Source organism: Massilia sp. Mn16-1_5, from assembly GCF_004798585.1.
Classification (GTDB): Bacteria; Pseudomonadota; Gammaproteobacteria; order Burkholderiales; family Burkholderiaceae_D; genus Telluria.
The window spans coordinates 104,232-131,183 of the sequence record NZ_PPXQ01000018.1 but is presented as its reverse complement, the minus strand read 5'-3'; the positions used below and the strand labels follow the sequence as shown (position 1 = coordinate 131,183).

The window sequence follows — 26,952 nt, the reverse complement described above, 5'->3', positions numbered from 1 at the left end:
ACTACCGTCCGCAGTTCTACTTCCGTACCACCGACGTGACCGGCTCGATCGAGCTGCCAGCGGACAAGGAAATGGTCATGCCAGGCGATAACGTGTCGATCACCGTCAAGCTGATCAACCCGATCGCGATGGAAGAAGGCCTGCGCTTCGCAATCCGCGAAGGCGGCCGTACCGTCGGCGCCGGCGTGGTTGCCAAGATCATTGCCTAAGCAATAAGAAGTACTGTTGTACCGAAGAGGTGGTGCCAACCACCTCTTCAAAAACATTCCCATCATGTGCGCACATGATGTAGAATGCGCGATTCAGCTGAAGTCTTCGTAGGGGTGTAGCTCAATTGGCAGAGCGTCGGTCTCCAAAACCGAAGGTCGCGGGTTCGATTCCCTCCGCCCCTGCCACCGAATTCTGGTGCGCAGCACCGAAAGTAAAGAAGAATGTCTAATCAATCCGTGCAAACCGTTAGCACCTCGAATGACAAGTTTAAGGTGATCCTGGCGGTGGTTGCCGCGATTGCAGGCGTAATCGGGTTCTTTTACCTGAAAGGCCAAAATAAACCAGCCTTGGTCGCCGGCGGCGCCCTCTTGGCTGGTTTGGTTTTTGCCGGCCTGCTTTTGTGGACCTCCACCTCCGGTCGCGAGTTCCTGAACTTCGCCAAAGAGTCCGTTCGCGAAACCAAGAAAGTCGTCTGGCCGACCCGCAAGGAAGCAACCACGATCACCATGATCGTGTTCGGCTTCGTGGTCGTCATGGCCATCTTCCTGTGGGGCACGGATAAGCTGTTGGAATTCCTGCTGTACGACCTGATCCTGGGGTGGAAACAATAATGAACGAAAATGTGCAAGACGACGTGCCGGGCGATGTCCCGGCACCTGACGCTGGTGCACCGGCTCCGCTGAGTGTCCCGGTCAGCAACAAGCGCTGGTACGTCGTTCATGTCTACTCCGGCATGGAAAAGAGCGTCATGCGCGCCCTGACCGAGCGCATCGAGCGCGCCGGCATGAGCGAACAGTTCGGCCAGATCCTGGTGCCGACCGAAGAAGTCGTGGAAGTCAAGAATGGCAGCAAATCGGTTACCGAGCGCCGCTTCTTCCCTGGCTACGTGCTGGTCGAGATGGAAATGACCGACGAGACCTGGCACCTGGTGAAGAACACCAGCAAGGTCACCGGCTTCATCGGCGGCAAATCGAACAAGCCGACCCCGATTCCAGCGCGCGAGATCGACAAGATCATGCAGCAGGTCCAGGAAGGCGTCGAGAAGCCAAGGCCGAAAGTGCTGTACGAAGTGGGCGAGCAGGTCCGCATCAAGGAAGGCCCGTTCACCGACTTCAACGGCAACGTCGAGGAAGTGAACTACGAAAAATCGAAGGTGCGTGTAACGGTTACCATCTTCGGCCGTGCAACTCCGGTGGAACTGGAGTTCGGGCAGGTAGAAAAAGTTTAAAGCGCCAAAATCGGGGCGTCGCAGCAGCAAGGCGGAATCCGGTAAGAGGAGCCCCGCCGCAGAGTAGTAGTGGTGGGGCGCTACTACTCATAGCAACCAAGGAGCCATCATGGCCAAGAAGATTATTGGTTTTATCAAGCTGCAAGTGCCAGCTGGTAAAGCAAACCCATCCCCACCGATCGGCCCAGCACTGGGTCAGCGCGGCCTGAACATCATGGAATTCTGCAAGGCGTTCAACGCCCAGACCCAGGGTGTCGAGCCGGGCATGCCGATCCCTGTCGTGATCACCGCGTTCGCCGACAAGTCCTTCACCTTCGTGATGAAGACCCCACCGGCAACCTACCTGATCAAGAAAGCCGCTGGCATCACCAAGGGTTCACCGAAGCCACATACCGACAAGGTTGGCACGCTGACCCGTGCACAGGCTGAAGAAATCGCAAAAACCAAGCAGCCGGACCTGACCGCCGCCGACATGGACGCCGCAGTGCGTATCATCGCTGGCTCGGCACGTTCGATGGGCATCACGGTGGAGGGTCTGTAATGGCTAAGCTGTCCAAGCGCGTCAAAGAAATGAAAGCGAAAGTCGACCGTAACAAGGTCTACGCCTTCGACAACGCAGTGTCGATCGTCAAGGAATTCGCAACCGCCAAGTTCAACGAGTCGATCGATGTCGCCGTTCAGCTGGGCGTGGATCCGAAGAAGTCGGACCAGGTCGTTCGTGGTTCGGTCGTCCTGCCAGCAGGCACCGGCAAGGAAGTCCGCGTCGCCGTGTTCGCCTCGGGCGAAAAGGCTGAAGCTGCCAAGGCAGCCGGCGCCGACATCGTCGGTATGGAAGACCTGGCAGAACGCGTCAAGGCCGGCGACATGCCGTTCGACGTCGTCATCGCTTCGCCAGACACCATGCGTATCGTCGGTACCCTGGGCCAGATCCTGGGCCCACGTGGCCTGATGCCAAACCCGAAAGTCGGCACCGTCACCCCTGACGTCGCTGGCGCGGTGCGTAACGCCAAAGCCGGTCAGGTCCAGTACCGTACCGACAAGTCGGGCATCATCCACGCAACGATCGGCCGCAAGTCGTTCGCTGACGCCGACCTGAAGGCCAACCTGACGGCCCTGATCGACGCACTGAACAAGGCCAAGCCGGCCACCTCGAAGGGCGTGTACCTGCGCAAGGTCGCGATCTCGTCGACCATGGGCGCCGGCGTCCGTGTCGACCACGCTTCGATCGCTGCTTAAGTTTTAAGAATCAAGTCCCCGCGGAACATCAGCGGGGCGCATCTTTGGGCTGCCGGAGCAAGAACACCGCTCCGGCAGGCAATCAAAGACCGTTGGGCCGAAGGCAGAGGTTGAGCTGGAGGTTAATAGACCACCCAACGCAGATGGTGTACCCGAACAAGTTTTGTAGTCCATGCTGCGTGAATTCATCCGCGTTAGTTTGACTTCTTAACTTCGGACGCCGTGTTCGAACCGATGCAAGCGCTGTTGTTTGCATCATTTAAGGAGATTGACCGTGGGTCTTAATCTGAATGACAAAAAGGCAGTCGTCGAAGAAGTGAGCGCGAAAGTAGCAACCGCGCAAACCATCGTCGTCGCCGAGTACCGTGGCATCCAGGTTAGTCACTTGACGAAACTCCGTGCAGCCGCGCGTTCGCAGGGTGTGTACCTGCGTGTTCTGAAGAACACGCTGGCACGCCGCTCTGTCGAAGGCACGCAGTTTGCCCCTCTGGCTGACGCCATGACCGGTCCGCTGATCTACTCGATCTCGGACGACGCCGTTGCAGCAGCGAAAGTCATCAACGACTTCGCCAAAACCAACGACAAGCTGGTCGTGAAAGCCGGTAACTACGCAGGTAAGCAGCTCGACGTAGCTGGCGTTACCGCGTTGGCAAGCATCCCATCCCGTGAAGTCCTCATCTCGCAGCTGTTGGGCGTTATGCTGGCTCCGGTTTCGGGCTTCGCACGTGGTCTGGCTGCTCTGGCAGCGAAAAAAGGCGAAGGTTCGGAAGCTGCTCCTGCAGCCGAAGAAACCGCTGCAGCGTAAGCGCAGCCTTTTTTCTCAAGTACTAACTGAACTACACACAACATACATCTGGAGTTTCAAATGGCAATTAGCAAAGACGATATCCTGAACGCAGTGAGCGAAATGTCCGTCATGGACCTGAACGAACTGGTCAAGGCATTCGAAGAGAAGTTCGGCGTGTCGGCCGCTGCAATGGCAGCCCCGGCAGCTGGCGGCGCCGCTGCTGGTGCAGCTGCTGCTGAAGAGCAGACCGAATTCAACCTGGTCCTGACCGAAGTCGGCTCGAACAAAGTCGGCGTCATCAAGGCCGTGCGTGAAATCACCGGCCTGGGCCTGAAGGAAGCCAAAGACGTCGTCGACGGCGCACCGAAGACCGTGAAAGAAGCAATGCCGAAAGCTGACGCTGAAGCCGCCAAGAAGAAGCTGGAAGAAGCTGGCGCCAAGGCCGACCTGAAGTAATCAAAAGCAAAGGGCATCGCAAGGTGCCCCGAGCCGGAGTCAAAGCTTGCAGACCCCGCCGGAAGGTGGGGATGCGGCTTTGGCTCTTTTGTCGTCCCTGCGGCAAACGTAATACCCGAGCAGCACCGAAGCACCGCAATAAAATCGTAACACAGCAGTAGCCTGTCCTTTTCATCTGGCAGAACAGCAAGAGAATTGAGGCCTTGTATGTGGTCGCTCCACCACTGGCAATCTCTGAATTCTCATCCTTTCTGTCACTCACGGAGTGTCCATGCACTACTCATTTACTGAGAAGAAACGCATTCGCAAGTCGTTCGCGAAGCGCGCCAACGTTCACAACGTTCCATATCTTCTGGCTACCCAGCTTGAATCCTACGAGAACTTCCTGCAGGCGGACGCTGGTCCGACCGTCCGCAAGAACGAAGGCCTGCAGTCGGCTTTCAGCTCCATCTTCCCGATCGTGTCGCACAACGGCTTCGCTCGCCTCGAATTCCTCTCGTACGTGCTGGGCGACCCTGCATTCGACGTCAAGGAATGCCAACAGCGTGGCCTGACCTTCGCTTCCCCGCTGCGCGCCAAGGTGCGTCTGGTGATCCTGGACAAGGAATCGCCGACGAAACCAGTCGTCAAGGAAATGAAAGAGCAGGAAGTGTACATGGGCGAACTGCCGCTCATGACCGCCAACGGTTCGTTCGTGATCAACGGTACCGAGCGTGTGATCGTCTCCCAGCTGCACCGTTCGCCGGGCGTGTTCTTCGAACACGACCGCGGCAAGACGCACTCGTCGGGCAAGCTGCTCTTCTCGGCACGTATCATTCCTTACCGCGGCTCGTGGCTGGACTTCGAGTTCGACCCGAAAGACATCCTGTTCTTCCGCGTCGACCGCCGCCGCAAGATGCCGGTGACGATCCTGCTGAAGGCCATTGGCATGACGCCGGAACAAATCCTGGCGAACTTCTTCGTGTTCGACAACTTCAACCTGCGCTCCGAAGGCGGCGAACTCGAGTTCGTCTCCGAACGCCTGCGCGGTGAAGTCGCGCGCTTCGACATCGTCGATCCGAAGTCGGGCAAGACCATCGTGACGAAGGACAAGCGCATCAATGCCAAGCATGTGCGCGACATCGACGCCGCCGGCATCAAGACCATCTCGGTGCCTGAAGACTACCTGCTCGGCCGCGTGCTGGCGACCAACGTCGTCGATAGCGACACCGGCGAGATCATCGCTTCGGCCAACGACGAGCTGACCGACGAGCTGCTGGGCAAGCTGCGCGACGCCAACGTCGAGTCGATCCAGACCCTGTACACCAACGACCTGGACCAGGGCGGCTACATCTCGACCACCCTGCGCACCGACGACACCGCCGACCAGATGGCCGCGCGCGTGGCGATCTACCGCATGATGCGTCCTGGCGAACCGCCGACCGAAGAATCGGTCGAAGCCCTGTTCAACGGCCTGTTCTACAGCGCCGAGCGCTACGACCTGTCGGCTGTCGGCCGCATGAAGTTCAACCGCCGTATCGGCCGTGACGAACTGACCGGCGACATGACCCTGTCGAACGACGACATCCTGGCCGTGATCAAGATCCTGGTCGAGCTGCGCAATGGCCGCGGCGAAGTCGACGACATCGATCACCTGGGTAACCGCCGCGTGCGTTGCGTGGGCGAACTGGCCGAAAACCAGTTCCGCGCCGGCCTCGTGCGCGTGGAGCGCGCCGTCAAGGAACGCCTCGGCCAGGCCGAAGCGGACAACCTGATGCCGCACGACCTGATCAACAGCAAGCCGATCTCGGCCGCGATCCGTGAATTCTTCGGTTCGTCCCAGCTGTCGCAGTTCATGGACCAGACCAACCCGCTGTCGGAAATCACGCACAAGCGTCGCGTTTCCGCCCTCGGTCCTGGCGGTCTGACCCGCGAACGCGCCGGCTTCGAGGTGCGCGACGTGCACCCGACCCACTACGGCCGCGTCTGCCCGATCGAAACGCCTGAAGGCCCGAACATCGGCCTGATCAACTCGCTGGCCCTGTACGCCCGCCTGAACGAATACGGCTTCCTGGAAACCCCGTACCGCAAGGTCGAAGGTTCGAAGGTTACCGACAAGATCGACTACCTGTCCGCCATCGAAGAAGGCCGCTACATCATCGCCCAGGCGAATGCTGCCATCAACGGCGAAGGCCAGCTGGTCGACGAACTGGTGTCGGCACGTGAAGCCGGCGAAACCATCCTGGTCTCGCCAGAGCGCATCCAGTACATGGACGTGGCTCCAGGCCAGATCGTCTCGGTTGCAGCCTCGCTGATTCCGTTCCTCGAGCACGATGACGCGAACCGTGCACTGATGGGCGCAAACATGCAGCGTCAGGCCGTGCCTTGCCTGCGTCCTGAAAAGGCCGTGGTCGGTACCGGTATCGAGCGCACCGTGGCGGTCGACTCGGGCACCACCGTGCAGGCCGTGCGTGGCGGCGTCGTCGACTACATCGACGCGGGCCGTGTGGTTATTCGTGTCAACGACGACGAGGCGCAAGCCGGTGAAGTCGGTGTCGACATCTACAACCTGATCAAGTACACCCGTTCGAACCAGAACACCAACATCAACCAGCGTCCGATCGTGCAGGTTGGCGACCGCGTTGCCCGTGGCGACGTGATTGCCGACGGCGCATCGACCGACCTGGGCGAGCTGGCACTGGGCCAGAACATGCTGGTCGCGTTCATGCCGTGGAACGGCCTGAACTTCGAAGACTCGATCCTGATCTCGGAAAACGTCGTCAAGGACGACCGCTACACCTCGATCCACATCGAAGAGCTGTCGGTTGTTGCACGTGATACGAAACTGGGCGCGGAAGAAATCACCCGCGACATCTCGAACCTGGCTGAAAACCAGCTGGCGCGCCTGGATGAGTCGGGCATCGTCTACATCGGCGCGGAAGTCACCGCCGGCGACGTGCTGGTCGGTAAGGTCACCCCGAAGGGCGAGACCCAGCTGACCCCGGAAGAGAAGCTGCTGCGCGCGATCTTCGGCGAAAAAGCGTCGGACGTGAAAGACACCTCGCTGCGCGTGCCTTCGGGCATGGTCGGCACCGTGATCGACGTGCAAGTGTTCACCCGCGAAGGCATCACCCGCGACAAGCGTGCACAGCAGATCATCGACGACGAGCTGAAGCGTTTCCGCTTGGACCTGAACGACCAGATGCGTATCGTGGAGGGCGACGCCTTCCAGCGTCTGGAGCGTATGCTGGTCGGTAAAGTGGTCAACGGCGGTCCGAAGAAGCTGGCGAAGGGCGCGGTCATCACGTCCGAATACCTGGCCGACCTGGACAAGTTCCACTGGTTCGACATCCGTCCTGCGGACGACGAATCGGCGAACGCCCTGGAAGCGATCAAGGAATCGATCAACGAGAAGCGTCACCAGTACGACCTGGCCTTCGAAGAGAAGCGCAAGAAGCTGACGCAAGGCGACGAGCTGCAGCCTGGCGTGCAGAAGATGGTCAAGGTCTACCTGGCCGTCAAGCGCCGCCTGCAGTCGGGCGACAAGATGGCAGGCCGCCACGGTAACAAGGGTGTGGTCTCGCGTATCGTGCCGGTCGAAGACATGCCGTTCATGGCCGATGGCCGTCCGGCAGACGTCGTGCTGAACCCGCTGGGCGTTCCGTCGCGTATGAACGTCGGTCAGATCCTGGAAACCCACCTCGGTTGGGCTGCAAAAGGTCTGGGCTGGCGCATCGGCGAAATGCTGGCTGCACAAGCGAAGGCGCAGGATCTGCGTACCTTCCTGGGCAAGATCTACAACGAAACCGGCCGCAAGGAAGACCTGGACAGCTTCAGCGATGAAGAAATCCTGAGCCTGGCGCAAAACCTCAAGAACGGCGTGCCGTTCGCGACCCCGGTGTTCGACGGCGCCCACGAAGACGACATCCGCCGCATGCTGGACCTGGCGTTCCCGGACGACATCGCTGCCCACCTGGGCATGACGCCGTCGAAGAACCAGGTCACGATGTACGACGGCCGCACCGGCGAAGCATTCGAGCGCAAGGTGACCGTCGGCTTCATGCACATGCTGAAGCTGCACCACCTGGTCGACGACAAGATGCACGCCCGTTCGACCGGTCCGTACTCGCTGGTGACGCAGCAGCCGCTGGGCGGTAAGGCCCAGTTCGGTGGCCAGCGCTTCGGTGAGATGGAAGTGTGGGCACTGGAAGCCTACGGCGCGTCCTACGTGCTGCAGGAAATGCTGACTGTGAAGTCGGACGACGTGAATGGCCGTACCAAGGTCTACGAGAACCTGGTCAAGGGCGACCACGTGATCGACGCCGGCATGCCTGAATCGTTCAACGTGCTGGTCAAGGAAATCCGCTCGCTGGGTATCGATATCGACCTCGAGCGTAACTAAGAAGGTAGGGAAGGGGAGCCTTTCCCTTCCCAATTACCCGATTGGTTTGAGGTGCATTGCAAGACGCACCTCGAAATAGAAATTTAGTCACCTCTGGAGTGATACATGAAAGCACTGCTCGATCTATTCAAGCAAGTACAGCAAAATGAAAGCTTCGACGCCATCAAGATTGGCCTGGCGTCGCCCGAAAAAATTCGTTCGTGGTCGTTCGGTGAAGTCAAGAAGCCCGAGACCATCAACTACCGTACCTTCAAGCCTGAGCGTGACGGCCTGTTCTGCGCCAAGATCTTTGGCCCGATCAAGGATTACGAATGCCTGTGCGGCAAGTACAAGCGCCTGAAGCACCGCGGCGTCATCTGCGAAAAGTGCGGCGTCGAAGTCACGCTCGCTAAAGTGCGCCGTGAGCGCATGGGCCACATCGAACTGGCTTCGCCAACCGCGCACATCTGGTTCCTGAAGTCGCTGCCGTCGCGCCTGGGCATGGTCCTGGACATGACGCTGCGCGATATCGAACGCGTCCTGTACTTCGAAGCATACGTCGTGACCGATCCTGGCATGACCCCGCTGAAGAAGTGCCAGATCATGTCGGAAGACGATTACGCCGCCAAGTACGAAGAGTACGGCGACGACTTCACCGCCTACATGGGCGCCGAAGGTATCCGTGAACTGCTGCGCTCGATCGACATCCACCGCGATGCCGAAGCCCTGCGCGTGGAACTGAAGGAATCGAAATCCGAAGCCAAGATCAAGAAATACGCCAAGCGCCTGAAAGTGCTCGAGGCGTTCCAGCGTTCGGGCATCAAGCCTGACTGGATGATCATGGAAGTGCTCCCGGTCCTGCCGCCGGAGCTGCGTCCGCTCGTCCCGCTGGATGGCGGCCGTTTCGCGACCTCCGACCTGAACGATCTGTATCGCCGCGTCATCAACCGTAATAACCGCCTGAAGCGCCTGATGGAACTGCGCGCTCCGGAAATCATTACGCGTAACGAAAAGCGCATGCTGCAGGAAGCGGTCGACTCGCTGCTGGACAACGGCCGTCGCGGCAAAGCGATGACCGGCGCCAACAAGCGTCCGCTGAAGTCGCTGGCTGAAATGATCAAGGGTAAGGGCGGCCGTTTCCGTCAAAACCTGCTGGGCAAGCGCGTCGACTACTCGGGCCGTTCGGTCATCGTGGTCGGTCCGCAGCTGAAACTGCACCAGTGCGGCCTGCCGAAGCTGATGGCCCTGGAACTGTTCAAGCCATTCATCTTCAACAAGCTCGAACTGATGGGTCTGGCTACGACCATCAAGGCGGCGAAGAAGCTGGTCGAAATCCAGGAACCGGTGGTCTGGGACATCCTGGAAGACGTCATCAAGGAACACCCGGTGATGCTGAACCGTGCACCAACCCTGCACCGTCTCGGTATCCAGGCGTTCGAGCCGGTCCTGATCGAAGGTAAAGCGATCCAGCTGCACCCGCTGGTCTGCGCGGCGTTCAACGCCGACTTCGACGGTGACCAGATGGCAGTCCACGTTCCGCTGTCGATCGAAGCGCAGATGGAAGCGCGTACCCTGATGCTGGCGTCGAACAACATCCTGTTCCCGTCGAACGGCGAACCGTCGATCGTGCCGTCGCAGGATATCGTGCTGGGTCTGTACTACGCGACCCGCGAGGCGATCAACGCCAAGGGCGAAGGCATGCTGTTCCCGGACGTGTCGGAAGTCATCCGCGCGTACGACAACAAGGAAGTCGAACTGGCGACCCGTATTACGGTTCGTATCGTCGAGTTCCCGAAGAATGCCGAAGGCGACTTCGACCGTACCGTGACCCGTTACGAGACGACCGTCGGCCGTGCGATCCTGTCCGAGATCCTGCCGAAGGGCCTGCCATTCTCGGTGCTGAACCGCGCCCTGAAGAAGAAGGAAATCTCGAAGCTGATCAACACGTCGTTCCGCAAATGCGGCCTGCGTGCGACCGTCGTGTTTGCCGACAAGCTGATGCAGTCGGGCTTCCGCCTGGCAACGCGCGCCGGTATCTCGATCGCCGTCGACGACATGCTGATTCCGGACGTCAAGAAGGGCATGATCGCGACCGCCGAAGCGGAAGTGAAGCAGATCGAGCAGCAGTACGCCTCGGGTCTGGTCACCGCCGGCGAGCGTTACAACAAGGTCGTCGACATCTGGGGCAAGACCTCCGATGAAGTCGGCAAGGCGATGATGGACCAGCTGAAAGTGGAACCGGTCACCAAGCGTGACGGCACCGAAGGCACCCAGGAATCGTTCAATGCGATTTACATGATGGCCGACTCGGGCGCCCGTGGTTCGGCAGCCCAGATTCGCCAGCTGGCCGGTATGCGAGGCCTGATGGCGAAGCCGGACGGCTCGATTATCGAAACGCCGATTACCGCGAACTTCCGCGAAGGCCTGAACGTGTTGCAGTACTTCATCTCGACGCACGGCGCCCGTAAGGGTCTGGCGGATACGGCACTGAAGACCGCAAACTCGGGTTACCTGACCCGCCGTCTGGTCGACGTGACCCAGGATCTGGTCGTCATCGAGGACGATTGCGGCACCACCAACGGCACGCACATGAAGGCGATGGTCGAAGGCGGTGAAGTCATCGAGCCGCTGCGCGACCGTATCCTCGGCCGCGTCGCCGGTACCGACATCGTCAATCCGGAAACGCAAGCGACCCTGTACGAAGCCGGCACGCTGCTGGACGAAGACATGGTCGAAGAGATCGAGCGCGTCGGTATCGACGAGGTGAAGGTCCGCACCCCGCTGAACTGCGACACGCGCTACGGCCTGTGCGCCAAGTGCTACGGCCGTGACCTCGGCCGCGGCCTGCTGGTCAACGCCGGCGAAGCAGTCGGTGTCGTTGCAGCACAGTCGATCGGTGAGCCGGGTACCCAGCTGACCATGCGTACCTTCCACATCGGTGGTGCGGCATCGCGTGCGGCTGTGGCCTCGTCGGTCGAAGCCAAGTCGAACGGCACGGTCCGCTTCACCGCGACCATGCGTTACGTCACCAACGGCAAGGGCGCGCAGATCGTCATCTCGCGTTCGGGCGAAGTCCTGATCACGGACGACCACGGCCGCGAGCGCGAGCGCCACAAGGTGCCGTACGGCGCGACCCTGATCGTCAAGGACGGCATGCAGGTGAAAGCCGGCACCGCCCTGGCAACCTGGGATCCGCTGACCCGTCCGATCATTACCGAGTACGCCGGTACGATCCGCTTCGAGAACGTGGAAGAGGGCGTCACCGTTGCACGTCAGGTCGACGAAGTGACCGGTCTGTCGACCCTGGTCGCGATCGATCCGAAGCGCCGCGGTTCGGGCAAGGTGCTGCGTCCGCAGGTGAAACTGCTGAACGACGAGAACCAGGAAGTCAAGATCGCCGGCACCGAACACGCCGTGACGATCGGCTTCCAGGTCGGCTCGCTGATCATGGTCAAGGACGGTCAGCAAGTGTCGGTGGGTGAAGTGCTGGCACGTATCCCGACCGAATCGCAGAAGACCCGTGACATTACCGGTGGTCTGCCGCGCGTTGCCGAACTGTTCGAAGCACGTTCGCCGAAAGACGCGGGCATGCTGGCGGAAGTCACCGGTACGGTTGCATTCGGTAAGGAAACGAAGGGCAAGCAGCGTCTGGAAATCACGGACATGGACGGCAACAAGCACGAGTTCCTGATCACCAAGGACAAGCAAGTGCTGGTGCACGACGGCCAAGTCGTGAACAAGGGCGAGATGATCGTCGACGGTCCGGCCGATCCGCAGGACATCCTGCGCCTGCTGGGTATCGAAGCGCTGGCCCGCTACATCGTGGACGAAGTGCAGGACGTGTACCGTCTGCAGGGCGTGAAGATCAACGACAAGCACATCGAAGTGATTGTTCGTCAGATGCTGCGCCGCGTGCAGATCGTGGAAGCCGGCGACACCGACTACATCGTCGGCGAGCAGGTCGAGCGTTCGGAGCTGCTGGAAGAGAATGACCGTATGGAAGCGGCGGGCAAACTGCCGGCGACCTACGAAAACGTGCTGCTGGGTATTACCAAGGCATCGCTGTCGACCGACTCCTTCATCTCGGCCGCCTCGTTCCAGGAAACCACCCGCGTGCTGACCGAAGCGGCGATCATGGGCAAGCGCGACGGTCTGCGCGGTCTGAAGGAAAACGTCATTGTCGGTCGCCTGATCCCAGGCGGTACCGGTCTGGCATTCCACCGCGCCCGCAAGGAGAAGGAAGTGTGGGAAGCGGAAGAGCGTCAGGCGTTGCTGCAGCAGGAGAAAGCCAATATGGCTGCTGAGCTGCAGGCGATGGAAGACCAGGCGCAGGCGCAGACCACCGAGCACCATGGCGATGCCGAGTAATCGGTAAGCCAGGCTGCGAGCAAAACGGCATCCCTCGGGGTGCCGTTTTTTTTGCTTGTAATAGACCCGCTCAATGCTGATAAATGCTGGTCCAGTTACCCGTGCCGGTCTGGTTCACGTTGGCCATATACCCCTGGCCGTACTGGCGCACGATCGCACCGTTATTGCTGCCCACCTGGGCCACCAGAGCGTTGTTTGAAACGAGCAGTCCAGTGGGACCGCTCTGGATAACGCTGGTGAAGTTGTTGCTGCCGTTCTGGTCGATGTTTGCCGCATGCCCATCGCCGAACTGGCCGACCTCGGCATAGTTGCCGGAGCCCAGCTGCCCGACGGCGATATTGTTATCCCAACCGCCGATCTGGACGGTGAGCACGCTGTTCGCGGTCCCGGTTTGCAGGATCGCCTGGCGGGCGCCGGGCGCACTTTCCGAGACGACCCAGGCGCTGTTGCCGTCGCCGTTCTGCGTCACCTCCGGCCCATAGTAGGCGGCCTCCACCTGCCTGATCATGAGCTCGTTGTGATTACCGTTCTGCGTGGCCTGGACGCGTGTATCGCTGCTGCGGATCTGCTCGACGGTGGCCAGGTTGGCGATGCCGTTCTGCTCGACGGTGGCCGGGGTCATCTGGGCCATGTTCTGCGTAATCGTGGCGTCGTTCAATGCGCCGCGCTGCGTGATCCTGGCGGTGAAGTCTCCGCGATCACCGTAGGTCAGATCCTGCGTGATACTTGCGTTGTTTCCGGAACCGTATTGTTCAGCGACCGCGAGCGCCCCCCCGGCGCGGTTGTCGCGCTGGAAGATGCCGCTGCTGGAGGCGCCGGGGCCGCCCACATGGTTGTTGTCGCCAACCTGCGTGATCGTCGCGCTGACGCCCACCAGGACATCTGCAGGCGGTGTCGCGCCGACCTGTTCCGCGGACGACGTGTTGCCGTAGCCCTGCTGCGTTACCGTAACGGTCTGACCTGATGCGAGCTGGCAGGCGCAGGCGAGGCTGACGCCGAGCGCGAGTGCCGATAGTGCGGTTCTCATGAGATTGCTCCTCGAAGTGGACAAACAAAGTGGGAAATACGGACACTCAATGCTGATAAATACTGGTCCAGTTCCTCGAACCGGTCTGGTTCACGTTGGCCACATAGCCGTCGCCATACTGGCGCACGATTGCAGTGTTGCTGTTGCCCAGCTGCGCGACCAGGGCGGTGCTTCCGCCGACGGGCCAGTTGGTGCTGCCCTGGGTGATGCTGGTGAAATTGTTGCTGCCGTTCTGGTCGGTGCTGGCCTGGTGCGCCTCGCCGAACTGGTTGACCTCGGCTTGGTTGCCCGCGCCCAGCTGCCGGACCGTCATGCTGGAATCCCAGGCGCCGGTCTGGAAGGTGCGCACGCTGTTCAGCGTGCCGGTTTGCGTGATGACCGGGCCGGCGGCCGGCGAACTCTCGGAGACGATCCAGGCGCTATTGCCGTCGCCGTTCTGCGTGACGTCCGGACCATAGTAGGTGCCGTCGTGCTGCCTGATCATGAGCTGGTTGCCGTTGCCGTTCTGCGTGGCCCGGATGCCGGAATCGGCGGTGGCGAACTGCTCCACGCGAGCCACGTTGCCGATGCCGTTCTGCTCGACGGTGGCAGGGGTCGAGGTCATGATGTTCTGCCTGACCGTGGCATCGTTCAGCGCGCCGCGTTGCGTGATCGTGACGGTAACGGGTCCGGCAAACCCGACCGTTCCATCCTGGGAAATGCCTGCGTTGTTCCCGGTACCGTATTGCTCAACCACAGCGAGCGCTCCCCCGTAGCGGTTGTCGCGCTGGAAGATGCCACCGGTCGTGGAGCCGGGACCGCCGACATGGTTGTTGTCGCCAATCTGGGTGATCGTCGCGGTGGCGGCCAGATCGGGAGCGGGAAAGCCGACCTGCTCCGCGGCCGATGTATTGCGGTTGCCCTGCTGCGTCACCGTCACGGTCTGGCCGGATGCGAGCTGGCAGGCGCAGGCGAGGCTGACGCCGATGGCGACAGCCGATAGTGTGGTTCTCATGAGATTGCTCCTCGACGTGGATGAATAAAGCCCTAATGCTGGATGATGGTGGCGGACTTGCCGTTGCCGTACTGGGTGATGCGGGCCACGCCCTCGCGGCCATACTGCTCGATGCGGGCGGTATTCAGTACGCCCTGCTGCTCGATGGCCGCGCGGTTGCCAATCCCGCCTTGCAGGATGCTGGCCTCGTTCTGCTGGCCGCGCTGCTGCACGAGGGCCTGGTTATCGAGTCCGGTCTGCAGCAGGCTCGCGCCATTGCCGCTGCCTGACTGCGTCACCGAGGCCTGGATCTGCCCGTTTTGCTGCCCGATCAGGGCGCGTGCCAAGGCTTGCTGGCCGAGTTCGGAGGGGGCGAGATCGCCGGCCCAAGCGCTGCTGGTCAGCGTCATGACCAGCAGGCTGCACGACAAGCACCGCGCCGCGTTCATGGCGCGCTCCCGGACATGGCGTCCGCAACCCGGTGCTCCTCGGCCGCTGCGGCAACGCGTGGTGCGCTACGTGGTGCCGGGCCCGCGGCCAGATAGCGTTTAAGAATCGGATTGGCCCTCTCGGCCTCGTCCTGCAGCGTCCAGTTGCCGGCCTGGATTCCCTGCGCCACCAGGTGCGCCACGGCCGCCTCGATCGCCTCGCTGACGCACAACTGCGCCGGTTCGTTGCGGGTGGTGCCGGCCTCGAATTCGGCGAGGTCCTTGACGTTGACGAATTTAAAAACACTGGGGTGCAGCTCGTACGAATAAATGCTCTTGGTGGTCGACACGCTCTGCAGGATCTGGCCGCTGCGGATGTCGACCGAGCGCAGGCTGACCGTCACCTGGTCGACCCGGTATTGGGTCGACAGGCCGACGCCGAGGAAGCGCGCGCCCACGCCGCCAGTGCGCACATTGCTTTCATAGGCCACGATGCCGCCCTCGATCAGGACGGAAGCCGCCAGCAACGGCGGGATCTTGACCTCCGGGGTGCCCGGCGGCTGCGGCATTTCCAGCGCGCGCACGATCTTGCGTTCGGTCAGCAGGTTTTGCAGGTTCTCGCGTTCGACCGGGATGAACCAGCCCGAATCCTGCAGCGCCCGGATCAGCATCGACGAGGCGCCCTGCGTCACCGCGGTCGAGAAGGAACTGTCCGGCGCGGGTTTGTATTGGCCGGTCTGGTCGCGGATGCCGTACACGGCCACGGCGATCTTGCCCTTGGGCGCAGGCAGTTTCAGCAGGTCGCGGGTGATGCTGGTTGCGGGCGTGAGCTGGGCGTTGTCGCGGACCGTCGAGGGAGGGTGGGCGCATCCGCCGATCAGGAGCAGAAGCGCCAACGCTGTGAGTGATGCCGGGCGCAGGGCGTTCATTGCGAGACCTCGAAGGAGGTGACGGCGCCGGTCGCCTTGTCGGTGGTCGTCACGCGCAGCATGCCGCCGCCGAGGTCGGTGACGGTAATGATGAAGTTCTCGGTCGTAAAGCTGCCGGGCACGAGCTTGCCGTCCGGCCCCATCAGCTTCGAGGTGGCCGAGGTGGCGAGCTGGCTGAGCACCATGCGTTCGAGGGTCTGGTTGAACTGCGCCAGCGGCGACTGGTTCAGGAGCGAGGAGCCGGGGCCGCCCTGGGTGTCATGCTTGTTGGTGGCCGATGCCACCGCGAGCAGATTGGAACCGTTCAAGGGAGACCCGCCGAAATTCGGGTTGACCGGCACGTAGACGAGTTCGGTCGCGCATGCGGCGCCGCTCCACAGCAGGACGCCGCAGGCGAAGCTCAGGGGTAATCGGACGGGCATTGCTCGCTCCTTCATGGCAGATCAGAATTCGTCAGGCGCAAGATCGGCATCGCGCACGAACTGCCGCTGGCGCTCGATCTCGAGGATGGCCTGGTAGACGCTTTCGGCGGCGCTGGCGCCGAGTTCTTTCAGCCCGGCGCGCGCCGGCGGCAGCTGCGCCTGGTACACCCGGCGCTGGGCGTAGTCGATCCAGACTTGCGTGCCCCAGCGGGCCGAGGGCCGCTCGCGGATGGCGATCGTGTAGCGCTCGCTGCCCGGTTTGTCGCGCCATTCCGCGCCCAGGACATCGCAGAATTCGTGGCCCGCGACCGTGACGGCCTGGCAGGTGACGAGGCCCCAGGCATCGACGCGGGTGGTGGACTCGGCCGCGTTCGCCGACGCGACCGTGAAGATCGACAAAGCCAGGGAGCGGAAGACGCGATCGATGCGTCCCGAGAGGTTCATAATTGGTATAAAAAATATAACGTTCTGTGCGTCGAGTGTAACGGGCGACCAAGCTCGGCAATTGAGCCTGATCAGGTGCCTGTCCGAAGTAGCGCATCATGGGCAAGCGCGACATGCTGTGCGAAAATAGTTTCCTGATGTTCATTTAGCAACCAACCGGCTTTCGAATGATCTCGACCCGCACGATCCGTCCCGCCACCGCTGCCGATGCCGAACGCATCTGCGCCATCTACAACCACTACGTCGCGACCACGACCATCTCCTTCGAAGAGGAACCCGTGGCGCCTGCCGACATGGTCCTGCGCATCGCCGGCGTGGCCGAGGCGAACCTGCCCTGGCTCGTCATGTGCGAGGACGACAAGCTGATCGGCTACGCCTACGCCACCAAGTGGCGCGTGCGCGCCGCCTATCGCTTCGCCGTCGAAAGCTCGGTCTATGTCGATCCCGACTACGCCGGCAAGGCCGCCGGCACCGCGCTGTACGAAGCCCTGTTGACGGAACTGCGCCGGCGGGGCCTGCACCTCGTCATCGGCGGCATCGCCCAGCCCAACGAGGCCAGCGTGCGCCTGCACGAGCGGCTGGGTTTTCGGAAGGTTGCGCACTTCAGCGAGGTCGGCCTGAAGTTCGGTCGCTGGATCGACGTCGGCTACTGGCAGCTCAAACTCGAAGACATGCAAGGACCACGATGAACAAGCCATGCCTCATCATCATCGACATGCAAAAGGGCATGGCGAATCCCGCCGCGGGCAGCCGCAACAATCCGCAGGCGGAAGACAATATCGGCCGGCTGCTGCGGGCCTGGCGTGCCGCCGCGGCGCCCGTCGTCCATGTGCGCCACATCTCGCGCTCGTCGACCTCGTTCTTCGCGCCGGGCCAATCCGGCGTCGCGTTCCAGGACGCGCTGCAGCCGCTGGCGCACGAGCACGTGGTCGAGAAAAACGTGCCGGATGCCTTCATCAACACCGCGCTCGAGCGCTGGCTGCGGGTGCGCGGATTGGATGCGTTGGTCATCGTTGGCGTCAGTACGAACAACTCGGTGGAATCGAGCGCACGCACGGCCGGCAACCTGGGTTTTAAAACGGTCGTCGTCGCCGATGCGACCTATGCCTATGCGATGCGCGATTACGCGGGCGTCGAGCGCACGGCCGACGAGGTGCATGCGATGGCGCTCGCCAACCTGATGAGCGATTACGCGGCGGTCAAGGACACGGAGACCGTGCTGGCGGAACTCGCTGCGAACTAAGAGCTGCATCCTGTACGTCCAAGCCGGGCTCCCTCATCGTTTCGAATGCACTACACTGGTCCGCGTTGGCGCATCTCGTTCAATAATTCGACGACTGAAAGGGAGTGACATGAAAGCTCAATGGATCTGCGCACTGGTACTGAGTTCGGCCTGGGCGGCCGCAAGCGTGCACGCCGCCGAACTGCGCGCGACGATGAATACGGTGTCGGAGGCCGGCGTCGGCAAGTCGGCCGGCACGGTGACGATCAGCGACTCGAAATTCGGCCTGGTGTTCACGCCCGCGCTCACCGGCCTGCCGCCGGGCGTGCACGGTTTCCACGTGCACGAGACGGGCAGCTGCGATACGAACCAGAAGGACGGCAAGCCGGTGCCGGCCGGTGCCGCGGGCGGGCACTTGGATACCACCAAGAGCAAGAAGCACGGACTGCCGTGGGGCGATGGGCATATCGGCGATTTGCCGGCGCTGTATGTCGACAGCGCGGGAGCAGCCAACAATCCGGTGCTGGCGCCGCGGCTGAAAAAGCTGGCGGACGTGAAGGGCAAGGCGCTGATGGTGCATGCGGGCGGGGACAATCACTCGGATCACCCGGCGCCGCTCGGTGGCGGTGGAGCGAGGATTGTGTGCGGGATTATCGAGTGAAATAAAATTTCACGAAGATCACTCGCAGGAAAGAATATTTCATCAGCAAGCGCGTGCCATGTGCATGCACCGTACCGCGTGGGCACGGAGTGCCCACCCTACAAAAACGCCCGGTTATTGCGGACCGGGCGTTTTTTATTTACTTGGCTGCGGCGCGCACCTTGCCGAAAGCGTCGCCCGCTTTCCAGGCCGGCATCTTCGGAGAGTCAGCCACCATGCGGCCCAGGTTCAGCGTGAACTGCGCCTGCTGCACCATGCCGCTCAAATCCCAGCTCGGATCGTATTCGTCGTTCACCTGGTGGTAGCGCGCGCGATAGGCCTTGGCCTTGGCGTTGTTCGCCTCGACGTTCGACACCCAGGCGCTGCCGCCGCCGACCGAGAAGGCCGGGATGCCGGCTTTCGCAAAGCTGAAGTGGTCGCTGCGGAAGTAGCCGCCGGCGAGATCCGGCTTGGCCGGGGCGATCGTGAGACCCATGGCTTTCGCCGTCGCTGCCGCCATCGCGCCCAGTTCCGTGCGCTCGCTGCCCGAGGCGCCGATGTCCTTGGCCGCGCCGACGAAGTTCAGGCTGTCGAGGTTCAGGTTGGCCGCCGTCTTTTCGGCCGGCCACAGCGGACGCGCCGCGTAGGCCGCGCTGCCCAGCAGGCCTTGCTCTTCGGCCGCCACCCACAGGAACATCTGCGAACGCTTCGCGGGATGACGCGCCGCTTCCTGCGCCATCGCCAGCAGGCCCGCCGTGCCCGAGGCATTGTCGACGGCGCCGTTGAAGATCGTATCGCCCTCGCTGCCCTGCTTGCCCATGTGGTCCCAGTGGGCGCTATAGATGACGACTTCGTCCTTCAGCTTCGGATCGGTGCCCGGCACCACGCCGGCCACGTTGAATTCGCTCAGCGTGCGCACCGCCGCGCGGGTCTCGCCTTTTACGCGCGCATTCAATGCGACGGGCTTGAAGGCCTTGTCTTCGGCGGCGGCGCGCAGTTTATCCAGGTCCTGGCCGGCGGCCGCGAACAGTTTACGAGCGGCGGCGTCGGTCATCCAGCCCTGCATGCCGGTGCCGAGATCGGCGTCGGCGAGTTGAAAACGCTCGGCGGCGGCCCAGCTGTTCTGGACCACGCTCCAGCCGTACGAGGCCGAGGCGTCGGTGTGGATCAGCAGGACGCCGGCCGCGCCCTGGCGTGCCGCTTCCTGCAGCTTATAGGTCCAGCGGCCATAGTAGGTGAGGCCGGCGCCATTGAAACGCTTCGGCTCGGCGGCGGTCGGGGCCGGGTCGTTGACCATCATGACGAGGATCTTGCCCTTCGCGTCCAGGCCCTTGTAGTCGTCCCAGCCTTCTTCCGGCGCGGTGATGCCGTAGCCCACAAAAACCAGTTCCGCATCCATGCTGTGCTCGGGCTTCGCATCGCCCGGCGCCCACACCCAGTCGGCGCCGAAGGCCATCGGCAGCGCCTGGCCGCCGGCGAGAATGCCGACATTGCTTTGCTGCGGCAGCGGACGCACGCCGGCGATTTTCACTTCCTGGCGGTAGCTGCTGCCGTTGGCCGGTTTCAGGCCGGCGGCCATCGCTTGCGACTCCAGGTAAGCGACCGTCAATTCTCCGCCGCGCTGGCCGGTACCGCGGCCCTCGAGGGCGTCGGAGGCGAGGAAGGACAGGTGGCCGCGCAGCGGCGCTTCCTGCACGGTGGCGGCTTGTGCCTTGTTGGGGGCGGCGTGAACGGAAAGGCCGAGCGCCAGGCTGCTGGCGAGGGCGGTCAATACGGCGATCTTGTGCATGGAATCCTGCTGCGGTGATTGATGGGGTCAGCACCCTGCGGTGCCGCCACATTGTAGTGCAAGCGCACTAGTAGAACCACAGCGTATCGGCCGCGATCGACTGGCCACTCGCCGGTACCAGCGCCGCCGCCGGACGCGCCGGCAGCAGGCGTTCGGGCAGTCCGGGCAGCACCTCTTCGATCCGCACCGCGTAGATCGGATCGCCCACCACGTCGATCCGGAAGTGCAGCAAGTCGTCTTCCATTCCGTACAGGACGATGGCCAGTGTCTTCGCTTCGCTGTCCAGCAGCACGCGGCCGTTCATCGTCGCGCGCTTTACCCTCGCACCGAGCACCTTGAGGCGAACCTGCGGCGCGCGGTTCTCCGATACCAGCGTGAAGTCGGCGTGCCGCTCGGGCGCCTGGCCGTTGCGCAGGATGCGCACCAACGGGAAGCGCAGGCCATCGCGCGGCGCCCAGGCGTACCACATGGGCGGGCTGTCCCAGCCGAAGACGTTCAGGAACACGTACGGCTGCTTCAGGTTCGCGAACAGTTGCCGTTCCCACGGATCGAGCGCGCCGGCCGGATGCAGCCAGTAGGCGTCCCAGGTCGGCATGTCCTTGTAATACACGAGGCCGTTCGCGCGCAGTGGTGCCGGTTCATCGCCTTTACCTACACCTGCGCCGGCGCTGCCGGTCAGCGCCAGCCCGCCCAAGCCTGCCAGCAGCAGCGTGCGCGCGAGATAGCGCCGCGCCTGCATCAGGAGCGCTGCCGACACGCCCAGCAGCAGCGCCAGCAGCGCGATCGGTACGTTCATGCGCTGCGGCGAGAGCACCATAAAACTGTCGCGCAGTGCCGGCAGCGCCAGCACGAAAGCCGGCAGCACCCCGGCCAGCATCAGCGCCAGCCGCGCTGCCGGCCGGGCAGCGACGGGCTGCGCATGCAGCGCGATGAAGGACAGCAGCGCCGCCAGCAGCGGCCAGGCCAGCAGGTGGCTGGCGCCCGGCGCCAGCCAGCTCGCCAGCAGCAGGACCACGACCAGGCAGGCCAGGCCGGCAAGCATGGGGGCCGCCGTGCCGGTACGGCGCACCAGCTGGCGCAGGGCGACGACGAAGACGGCGGTGCACAGCGCGCAGACCGCCGCGAGATAGGGCAGGGCGTGCTGGGGCGCGGCCGGATGCCAGACGCGGTGCAGCGCCGGCACCCGCAGCCACAGCTGCCAGGCGCCCATGCCGAGCGCGACGACGATCGCAGGAAGGATGAAGAAGGCCTGGAGCAGGGCCGGATAACGCAGGCGCACGCGCTGCATCGCGACGCAGGCGGCGACCGCCAGCAGCAGGCAGGCCAGGCGCGCCAGCGGCCAGACCAGGTCCGCGTCGTAGTGCACGGTGCCCACGAAGGGCAGGGCAAAGTAGACCTGCCCGGTCGACGGGATCGGATCGATGCGTGCGTTGCCGAATGCGCGCGTCAGGCGCAGCATGGTGTCGCCCATCTGCTGCAGGGTGGCGCGCTCGAAACGTTGCGGCGTATCGAGGGCGGGATCGTGCCGGAACGGACGGCCCGTGTGCGCGAACTGCAGCACCGGCACCTGCAGGCGGTCGAGCGCGCCGATGCGCAGGGCATGCGGCGCCAATTGGTGGACTTCCTGCATCAGCGAGGAGCCGGCGACGTCGGGCGCCGCGCGCAGCCAGCCGTCGATCGCGGCGCGGTTGGCCTTATACGTATTGTAGAGCGTGAGCGGCCCGCCGCTGCCGGCGCCGTCGAAGCGCAGCGCCAGCCCGACCTCGCGCGCCCAGGGATGCTGCTCGGCGAAGGCCTGCATGCCGAGGCTGCCGACACCTTCCCCGTCCGCGAACAGCACCAGCACGTCGTTCTCGAGCGGCGCGCCGGCACGCAGCGCGCGCAGGGTCTCGAGCAGGGCGGCCAGCGGCGCCGCGCCGCTCGCGCCCAGGCTGGCGGGATCGCTGTCGAGCTGCGCCGCCAGCAGCAGGGCGGGGCGGCGCAGGCGGTCCGGCGCCGTGCCCGGCACGCGCACCAGTACGTTGTGCACGACGCCCATGGTCGCCTCGTAGTTCGCGTTGTAGTCGACGTAGTTCTTTTGCACGAGGGCGCGTTGCACCTGGGGTTCGACGCCGAGCGCGCGCAGGCGTGCCAGCAGGTAGGTCCGCGCCTGGCCGTTCGCCGCACTCGCGATCGGTCGCGGCGCGCGCGCCAGCGCCTCCAGGTCCGCCACCGCGCGCGCCGCCGCGAACTGCGCCGCAGGCGCATTGATCGGCGCCACCGCAGGCAAGGACGGCTGCGCCGGCCACAGTGCCAGCCAGCACAGGGACGCGGCAAGGAGCAGGGCCGCGGCGATACCGGCCGGCGTGGAAGGAGAATCGGAAACCATCTGCTGCATCCTTGTCGTATTCAAAGGGCGAGCGCGAGCCCGCCAACACCCAGGCACAAAAAAACCCGCCAGGCTGAGGAATGGCGGGCAAAGAGGATGATCAGGAGGCTATTCGAGCGTCCAGACGTAGGCGATCTGCGCCCAGCCGGCTTCGGGTACGCCGTTGTTCATCGCCGGCTTGAAGCGGCACAGACTGAGGGCGCTGACGGCGGCGCGGTCGAGATCGCGCGAGCCGCTCGAGCCCTGCACCTTCGCACTGCTCACGCGTCCGTCGGTACCGACCAGCAGGGCCAGCGTCGTGGTGCCGCTGTCGCCGTTGCGGGCCGCCGCTGCCGGATAGGTCGGCGTGGCGCAGCTGCCGGCATCGGCCAGCACGGCCGTGCGCATCGTTCCCGCGTTGGTCGATGGCGTGGCCGGCTGGGGCGGCGCCTCGGCCTGCGCCGGCTGCGCAGCTTGCGGAGGCGCGACCTCGGTGGTCGTCTGCACCGGGTTCTCGACCGGCGGCAGCGGGATATCGACCTCGACTTTCGGCACCACGACTTCCGGCGGCGCGACCTGCGGCATCGGCTTCGGCGGCTCGGGTGGCGCCGGCGGCGGCTTTACCGGTTCCGGCGTCATGAACACGGTCAGATCCTCAGGCAGCGAGGGCAGCGAGATGACTTTATTGTTCATCATGTTGACGACGCCGACGGCAATCAGGGCGTGCAGGCCGGCGACGAGGGCGAACTTGCCGGCCTTGCTGCCGGTGTCAGGGTGCATGTGCGAGAAATGCATGGCGATCTCCTTGTTATACGCCCTGGCGTACGGCTGGCAGGGCTTTGCTTACGGGAAGTGCTGCATCCTTCTAATCTGCGGAAGTAATATATGCCATTAGCTAGCAACGAGTAAAGAGTTTTGTTGGCAATCGTGTATGCCTGATCAGTTTGCTCGCCTCAGCAAAGCTTGTATGAAATAATCAACTCATACCGACTAGTCTTCCGTCACATGGCACACTTAACTGCCGGAGATTGGTAAGCGGATGTAACGTATGGAGAGAAGCGTGAGCAATTCGAAAGCAATTCGCGTGATGCTGGCCGATGACCACCCGATCGTGATGACGGGGTTTGCGATGTCGCTCGCGGCCGAGGGCATGGATGTCGTCGCGCAGGCGCGCACCCCGAGCGAGGCGGTGGCGCTATATGCCGAGCACCAGCCGGACGTGGTCGTGCTCGACATCCGCTTCGGCACCGAGCTGACCGGCCTGGACGCGGCGCAGAACATCCTGCGCGCCGACCCGCATGCCAAGGTCGTCTTCCTCAGCCAGTTCGACCAGGATAGCCTGATCAAGGAGACCTACCGCATCGGCGCGCACGCCTTCGTCACCAAGGATTGCGACCCGGCCGACCTGGCCGCGGCCGTGCGCCAGGCGCATGCGGGCAAGTTGTACTTCCCGCCCCAGATCGCCGAGCGATTGGCCAGCATCGCCGTGCGCGGCGACGTCTCGCCGCAATCGCAGCTCGACGAACGCGGCCTCGAGATTTTCAAATTGATGGCCGAAGGACTGACCAATGGCGAGATCGCCGAGAAGCTGAACCTGTCCACCAAGACCATCAGCAATACCAGCCAGTCGATCAAGGAAAAGCTGGGCGTCGAGCGCCAGGCCCACATCACGAAGCTGGCCGTCAAATATGGCCTGATCCAGCCCTGACGCATGCGCCTGCGCTCTCTTGTCGCGGGGCTGATGCTGGCTGCCGGTGCTGTGACCGCGGCGCCGGTGCAAGCGCCCGGCTACCGCTTCCAGATCTTCCCCGGCGGCGACAGCAGCCTGACGGTACGCATCGCCGAAGACCTGTATAAGCGCCTGGTGCCGACCTTTGCCGGCTTTCGCACCGAGCTGGCCCAGCGCCGGCGCATGGTGTATATCGCGATCGGCCCCGACGCCCTGCGCGAAGCGGTCGCACGCCGCTGCGATTGCGTGGTGATCTCCGCCTTCACCTCGAGCCAGGTCTGGCATGCCATCGTCGACCGCCTGCCGCCGGCGCGAGCGCGCATGATGACGGCGGTGTACGCCGAACCGGCGCCCGGCGACCAGCTGCGCCTGGCCGCGCTGCTGTACCGGCGGCCGGTACGCGCCGCGGCCATCCTCGGTCCCGACACCGGCTACCTGCAGCCGCTGCTCGCCGGGCAGGCCGACGTGCTGCAGGCCGGGCATGACGACAACCTGGGCGATGTCTTGTCCCGCATCGGCCGCCACGAGGTGCTGCTGGCACTGCCCGACAGCGCCATCTACAACCCGGAAAACATCCGCAACATCCTGCTTTCGACCTATCGCCGCAAGCAGGCGGTGATCGGCTTCTCCGCCGACATGGTGAAAGTCGGTGCGCTCGCCACGATCTATTCCGAGATCGAGGACATCAACGCCCAGGTGGCGGAAATGGCGGCCGGCTTCGTCGCCAGCGGAGAATTGCAGCCGCCGCAGTTCCCGCGCTACTTCCGCACCACGATCAACGAAGGCGTGGCGCGTTCGCTCGACATCGCCGTCAGCCCTGAAGCGCGCCGTTTTGCGCGCGCGCGGCCATGAGACTGCGCTTCTGGCGCAGCTGGAGCATCGGCCTGCGCATGGCCTTCATTACCATGCTGCCGGTGGTGTTCCTGTTCACGGCCTTCGTCTGGTACTCCTGGTACGCGCACCGCGCCCAGGTAGCCGAAGAGCTGAGCGAGCGCGGACGCATCCTCGCCCGTGCCTTGGCCGAGACCAGCGAATACAACGTCATCTCGGGCAATCTCACCGACCTGCGCCTGACGATCAACGGCCTGGTGCAGTCCGACAAGAACATCTTCCGCATCGACGTGGTCGACGCCAGCGGCAAGCGCGCGCTGCGCGTCACCTCGGAGACCGCCCAGGACGCCGAGCCGCACTACTACGAAGCGCCGATCCGCAAGCAGGTGGTCTGGATCAACCTGTTCACGGACAACGGCACCCCGCACGTCTCGGCGTCGAGCGATGCACGGCCGCCGACGCTGACCACCGAGATCGTCGGCGCGGTGCAGGTGCGTATGTCGCCCTCGAACATGCTGGCCAAGCAGGCCAGGCGTTTCAGGATCGAGCTGGCGATGGCGGCGCTGGCCCTGGCCGCTAGCGGCGTGCTGGCCTGGGTGCTGGCACGCTCGCTAACGCTGCCGCTGAAGGAAGCGATCCAGGCGCTGCGCGCGATCCGTGGCGGCCAATACCGGGTCGACCTGCCGGTGACGACGGGCGGCGAAGTAGGGGAGCTGCAAGCCTCGATCGGCGAGATGTCGGTGGCGCTCGACCGCTCGACCCAGGACCTGGAGAACAAGGTCGCCGAGCGCACGCGCGACCTGGTCGAATCGCGCAACGAGGCGCTGCGCGCCGATGCCGACAAGAGAAAACTGATCCAGAAGGTGAACAGCATCATCGAGGACGAACGCAAGAGTATCGCAGTCGAGATCCACGACGAATTGAACGCCTCACTGATCGCGGTGCGCCTGGAAGCGCAGAGCATCGGCACCCTGGCCTCCAAGGCGCCGCCCGCGCCCGAGACCGAAGAGATCCGCGCCAAGGCGGGCGCGATCACGAAGCTCGCGCTCGACCTGTACGCCAACGGCCGCCGCCTGGTACGGCGCCTGCGCCCGGAAGTGCTCGACATGCTCGGCCTGCACGGCGCGGTCGAGGAGATGCTGCGCCACTACGACAGCGCCGGCTGCCGCTTCTCCTTCCACTCGGAAGGCGATTTCTCGAAGCTCGGCAACGAGCTGGCCATTTCCGCTTATCGCATCGTGCAGGAAGCGCTGTCGAACATCATGAAGCACGCTAGCGCCACGGCGGCCGACGTGACGCTGGTGCTGGACGCGGCGAACGACACCTTGCGCATCGAGGTCGAGGACAACGGCCAGGGCTTCGATCCGGCCAGCAGTTCCGAGGGCATCGGCATCATCGGCATGCGCGAACGCGTGTACGCGCTGCACGGCACGATGGAAGTGCGCTCCGCACCCGAACGCGGCACCACGCTGGCGATTGCATTGCCACTCTCGGACGCATCTGCGGTATCGTAGCGCCTGGCCTCA

General features: G+C 63.5%; 23 protein-coding genes, 1 tRNA gene and 1 pseudogene. 16 read left to right on the top strand and 9 right to left on the bottom strand.

The features are described from left to right. The 10 genes and pseudogenes from C2862_RS20425 to rpoC form a co-directional block, all read left to right on the top strand. Nucleotides 1-209 (top strand): annotated as a pseudogene (locus C2862_RS20425) (elongation factor Tu); the annotation flags it as partial. Between the two features lie 110 nt (nucleotides 210-319). After that, nucleotides 320-395 (top strand) — tRNA-Trp (locus C2862_RS20420). Nucleotides 396-431: 36 nt separating this feature from the next. After that, on the top strand, nucleotides 432-821 hold the full coding sequence (gene secE / locus C2862_RS20415; protein WP_136222039.1) for a preprotein translocase subunit SecE: 390 nt from the start codon (nucleotides 432-434) through the stop codon (nucleotides 819-821). Further along, nucleotides 821-1,438, top strand: coding sequence for a transcription termination/antitermination protein NusG (gene nusG, locus C2862_RS20410; protein ID WP_136222037.1), 618 nt, complete (start codon nucleotides 821-823; stop codon nucleotides 1,436-1,438). Before secE ends, nusG begins: the two co-directional genes overlap by 1 nt. Nucleotides 1,439-1,547: 109 nt before the next feature. Beyond that, on the top strand, nucleotides 1,548-1,979 hold the full coding sequence (gene rplK, locus C2862_RS20405; RefSeq protein WP_056342788.1) for a 50S ribosomal protein L11: 432 nt from the start codon (nucleotides 1,548-1,550) through the stop codon (nucleotides 1,977-1,979). Further along, on the top strand, nucleotides 1,979-2,674 hold the full coding sequence (gene rplA, locus C2862_RS20400; protein WP_136222035.1) for a 50S ribosomal protein L1: 696 nt from the start codon (nucleotides 1,979-1,981) through the stop codon (nucleotides 2,672-2,674). The genes rplK and rplA overlap by 1 nt, the downstream gene beginning before the upstream one ends. 274 nt (nucleotides 2,675-2,948) lie before the next feature. Continuing rightward, nucleotides 2,949-3,479: a 50S ribosomal protein L10 gene (gene rplJ / locus C2862_RS20395; protein ID WP_136222033.1), complete on the top strand. Its 531-nt coding sequence runs from the start codon at nucleotides 2,949-2,951 to the stop codon at nucleotides 3,477-3,479. 60 nt (nucleotides 3,480-3,539) lie between these two features. After that, nucleotides 3,540-3,917 carry a 50S ribosomal protein L7/L12 gene (gene rplL, locus C2862_RS20390; RefSeq protein WP_136222031.1) on the top strand — a complete coding sequence of 126 codons (378 nt, stop codon included), beginning with the start codon at nucleotides 3,540-3,542 and terminating at the stop codon, nucleotides 3,915-3,917. A 271-nt stretch (nucleotides 3,918-4,188) separates the two neighbouring features. Further along, on the top strand, nucleotides 4,189-8,298 hold the full coding sequence (rpoB, locus tag C2862_RS20385) for a DNA-directed RNA polymerase subunit beta (protein WP_136222029.1): 4,110 nt from the start codon (nucleotides 4,189-4,191) through the stop codon (nucleotides 8,296-8,298). A gap of 105 nt (nucleotides 8,299-8,403) precedes the next feature. Further along, nucleotides 8,404-12,645, top strand: a complete 4,242-nt coding sequence (gene rpoC / locus C2862_RS20380; protein ID WP_136222027.1) for a DNA-directed RNA polymerase subunit beta' — start codon at nucleotides 8,404-8,406, stop codon at nucleotides 12,643-12,645. A gap of 70 nt (nucleotides 12,646-12,715) precedes the next feature. On the opposite strand, the gene C2862_RS20375 is transcribed toward rpoC, so the two are convergent. The 6 genes from C2862_RS20375 to C2862_RS20350 are packed head-to-tail and all read right to left on the bottom strand — an operon-like array spanning nucleotide 12,716 to nucleotide 16,868. Next, nucleotides 12,716-13,672 carry a hypothetical protein gene (locus C2862_RS20375; protein WP_136222025.1) on the bottom strand — a complete coding sequence of 319 codons (957 nt, stop codon included), beginning with the start codon at nucleotides 13,670-13,672 and terminating at the stop codon, nucleotides 12,716-12,718. A 46-nt stretch (nucleotides 13,673-13,718) separates the two neighbouring features. Then, the gene (locus tag C2862_RS20370; RefSeq protein ID WP_136222023.1) at nucleotides 13,719-14,666 is read right to left on the bottom strand and encodes a hypothetical protein; all 948 of its coding nucleotides are present in this window, start codon (nucleotides 14,664-14,666) and stop codon (nucleotides 13,719-13,721) included. 32 nt (nucleotides 14,667-14,698) lie between these two features. Continuing rightward, on the bottom strand, nucleotides 14,699-15,094 hold the full coding sequence (locus C2862_RS20365) for a hypothetical protein (RefSeq protein WP_136222021.1): 396 nt from the start codon (nucleotides 15,092-15,094) through the stop codon (nucleotides 14,699-14,701). Further along, entirely contained in the window at nucleotides 15,091-16,002 is a 912-nt protein-coding gene (locus C2862_RS20360; protein WP_136222019.1) for a CsgG/HfaB family protein, read from the bottom strand. The genes C2862_RS20365 and C2862_RS20360 overlap by 4 nt, the downstream gene beginning before the upstream one ends. Further along, nucleotides 15,999-16,424: a curli assembly protein CsgF gene (locus C2862_RS20355; protein ID WP_136222017.1), complete on the bottom strand. Its 426-nt coding sequence runs from the start codon at nucleotides 16,422-16,424 to the stop codon at nucleotides 15,999-16,001. Before C2862_RS20355 ends, C2862_RS20360 begins: the two co-directional genes overlap by 4 nt. 21 nt (nucleotides 16,425-16,445) lie before the next feature. Further along, nucleotides 16,446-16,868 carry a CsgE family curli-type amyloid fiber assembly protein gene (locus C2862_RS20350; protein ID WP_136222016.1) on the bottom strand — a complete coding sequence of 141 codons (423 nt, stop codon included), beginning with the start codon at nucleotides 16,866-16,868 and terminating at the stop codon, nucleotides 16,446-16,448. Nucleotides 16,869-17,035: 167 nt separating this feature from the next. On the opposite strand from C2862_RS20350, the gene C2862_RS20345 reads away from it, so the two are divergent. The 3 genes from C2862_RS20345 to sodC all read left to right on the top strand — a co-directional run bounded on the left by C2862_RS20345 (nucleotide 17,036) and on the right by sodC (nucleotide 18,751). Next, nucleotides 17,036-17,557, top strand: coding sequence for an arsinothricin resistance N-acetyltransferase ArsN1 family B (locus C2862_RS20345; RefSeq protein WP_136222014.1), 522 nt, complete (start codon nucleotides 17,036-17,038; stop codon nucleotides 17,555-17,557). After that, the gene (locus tag C2862_RS20340) at nucleotides 17,554-18,111 is read left to right on the top strand and encodes a cysteine hydrolase family protein (protein WP_136222012.1); all 558 of its coding nucleotides are present in this window, start codon (nucleotides 17,554-17,556) and stop codon (nucleotides 18,109-18,111) included. Before C2862_RS20345 ends, C2862_RS20340 begins: the two co-directional genes overlap by 4 nt. A 109-nt stretch (nucleotides 18,112-18,220) precedes the next feature. Continuing rightward, nucleotides 18,221-18,751, top strand: a complete 531-nt coding sequence (sodC, locus tag C2862_RS20335) for a superoxide dismutase family protein (protein WP_136222010.1) — start codon at nucleotides 18,221-18,223, stop codon at nucleotides 18,749-18,751. Between the two features lie 139 nt (nucleotides 18,752-18,890). Here sodC and C2862_RS20330 read toward each other — a convergent pair whose 3' ends face one another. The 3 genes from C2862_RS20330 to C2862_RS20320 all read right to left on the bottom strand — a co-directional run bounded on the left by C2862_RS20330 (nucleotide 18,891) and on the right by C2862_RS20320 (nucleotide 23,661). Then, nucleotides 18,891-20,519 (bottom strand): M28 family peptidase, encoded by a 1,629-nt coding sequence (locus C2862_RS20330; RefSeq protein WP_136222008.1) that lies wholly within the window; start codon nucleotides 20,517-20,519, stop codon nucleotides 18,891-18,893. Nucleotides 20,520-20,586: 67 nt separating this feature from the next. Further along, nucleotides 20,587-22,887: a M28 family peptidase gene (locus C2862_RS20325; RefSeq protein WP_168710122.1), complete on the bottom strand. Its 2,301-nt coding sequence runs from the start codon at nucleotides 22,885-22,887 to the stop codon at nucleotides 20,587-20,589. A gap of 108 nt (nucleotides 22,888-22,995) precedes the next feature. Then, entirely contained in the window at nucleotides 22,996-23,661 is a 666-nt protein-coding gene (locus C2862_RS20320; RefSeq protein WP_136222004.1) for an energy transducer TonB, read from the bottom strand. 265 nt (nucleotides 23,662-23,926) lie between these two features. On the opposite strand from C2862_RS20320, the gene C2862_RS20315 reads away from it, so the two are divergent. Genes C2862_RS20315 through C2862_RS20305 form a run of 3 tightly spaced genes read left to right on the top strand, consistent with a single transcriptional unit; the run spans nucleotide 23,927 to nucleotide 26,940 of the window. Then, the gene (locus tag C2862_RS20315) at nucleotides 23,927-24,574 is read left to right on the top strand and encodes a response regulator transcription factor (RefSeq protein WP_229467525.1); all 648 of its coding nucleotides are present in this window, start codon (nucleotides 23,927-23,929) and stop codon (nucleotides 24,572-24,574) included. Nucleotides 24,575-24,577: 3 nt separating this feature from the next. Further along, nucleotides 24,578-25,447 carry a hypothetical protein gene (locus C2862_RS20310; RefSeq protein WP_210736085.1) on the top strand — a complete coding sequence of 290 codons (870 nt, stop codon included), beginning with the start codon at nucleotides 24,578-24,580 and terminating at the stop codon, nucleotides 25,445-25,447. Next, nucleotides 25,444-26,940: an ATP-binding protein gene (locus C2862_RS20305; protein ID WP_136222000.1), complete on the top strand. Its 1,497-nt coding sequence runs from the start codon at nucleotides 25,444-25,446 to the stop codon at nucleotides 26,938-26,940. Before C2862_RS20310 ends, C2862_RS20305 begins: the two co-directional genes overlap by 4 nt. The last annotated feature ends 12 nt before the right edge of the window (nucleotides 26,941-26,952 follow it).

Coding starts and splice junctions, on each gene's coding strand:
- C2862_RS20365 (WP_136222021.1), bottom strand. CDS start 15,094: ATGAACGCGGCGCGGTGCTTGTCGTGCAGCCTGCTGGTCATGACGCTG.
- C2862_RS20360 (WP_136222019.1), bottom strand. CDS start 16,002: ATGAACGCCCTGCGCCCGGCATCACTCACAGCGTTGGCGCTTCTGCTC.
- C2862_RS20355 (WP_136222017.1), bottom strand. CDS start 16,424: ATGCCCGTCCGATTACCCCTGAGCTTCGCCTGCGGCGTCCTGCTGTGG.
- rplK (WP_056342788.1), top strand. CDS start 1,548: ATGGCCAAGAAGATTATTGGTTTTATCAAGCTGCAAGTGCCAGCTGGT.
- C2862_RS20340 (WP_136222012.1), top strand. CDS start 17,554: ATGAACAAGCCATGCCTCATCATCATCGACATGCAAAAGGGCATGGCG.
- C2862_RS20325 (WP_168710122.1), bottom strand. CDS start 22,887: ATGGTTTCCGATTCTCCTTCCACGCCGGCCGGTATCGCCGCGGCCCTG.
- C2862_RS20305 (WP_136222000.1), top strand. CDS start 25,444: ATGAGACTGCGCTTCTGGCGCAGCTGGAGCATCGGCCTGCGCATGGCC.
- rplA (WP_136222035.1), top strand. CDS start 1,979: ATGGCTAAGCTGTCCAAGCGCGTCAAAGAAATGAAAGCGAAAGTCGAC.
- C2862_RS20330 (WP_136222008.1), bottom strand. CDS start 20,519: ATGCACAAGATCGCCGTATTGACCGCCCTCGCCAGCAGCCTGGCGCTC.
- C2862_RS20350 (WP_136222016.1), bottom strand. CDS start 16,868: ATGAACCTCTCGGGACGCATCGATCGCGTCTTCCGCTCCCTGGCTTTG.
- C2862_RS20320 (WP_136222004.1), bottom strand. CDS start 23,661: ATGCATTTCTCGCACATGCACCCTGACACCGGCAGCAAGGCCGGCAAG.
- C2862_RS20375 (WP_136222025.1), bottom strand. CDS start 13,672: ATGAGAACCGCACTATCGGCACTCGCGCTCGGCGTCAGCCTCGCCTGC.
- secE (WP_136222039.1), top strand. CDS start 432: ATGTCTAATCAATCCGTGCAAACCGTTAGCACCTCGAATGACAAGTTT.
- nusG (WP_136222037.1), top strand. CDS start 821: ATGAACGAAAATGTGCAAGACGACGTGCCGGGCGATGTCCCGGCACCT.
- rpoB (WP_136222029.1), top strand. CDS start 4,189: ATGCACTACTCATTTACTGAGAAGAAACGCATTCGCAAGTCGTTCGCG.
- C2862_RS20370 (WP_136222023.1), bottom strand. CDS start 14,666: ATGAGAACCACACTATCGGCTGTCGCCATCGGCGTCAGCCTCGCCTGC.
- rplL (WP_136222031.1), top strand. CDS start 3,540: ATGGCAATTAGCAAAGACGATATCCTGAACGCAGTGAGCGAAATGTCC.
- sodC (WP_136222010.1), top strand. CDS start 18,221: ATGAAAGCTCAATGGATCTGCGCACTGGTACTGAGTTCGGCCTGGGCG.
- C2862_RS20310 (WP_210736085.1), top strand. CDS start 24,578: ATGCGCCTGCGCTCTCTTGTCGCGGGGCTGATGCTGGCTGCCGGTGCT.
- rpoC (WP_136222027.1), top strand. CDS start 8,404: ATGAAAGCACTGCTCGATCTATTCAAGCAAGTACAGCAAAATGAAAGC.
- C2862_RS20345 (WP_136222014.1), top strand. CDS start 17,036: ATGATCTCGACCCGCACGATCCGTCCCGCCACCGCTGCCGATGCCGAA.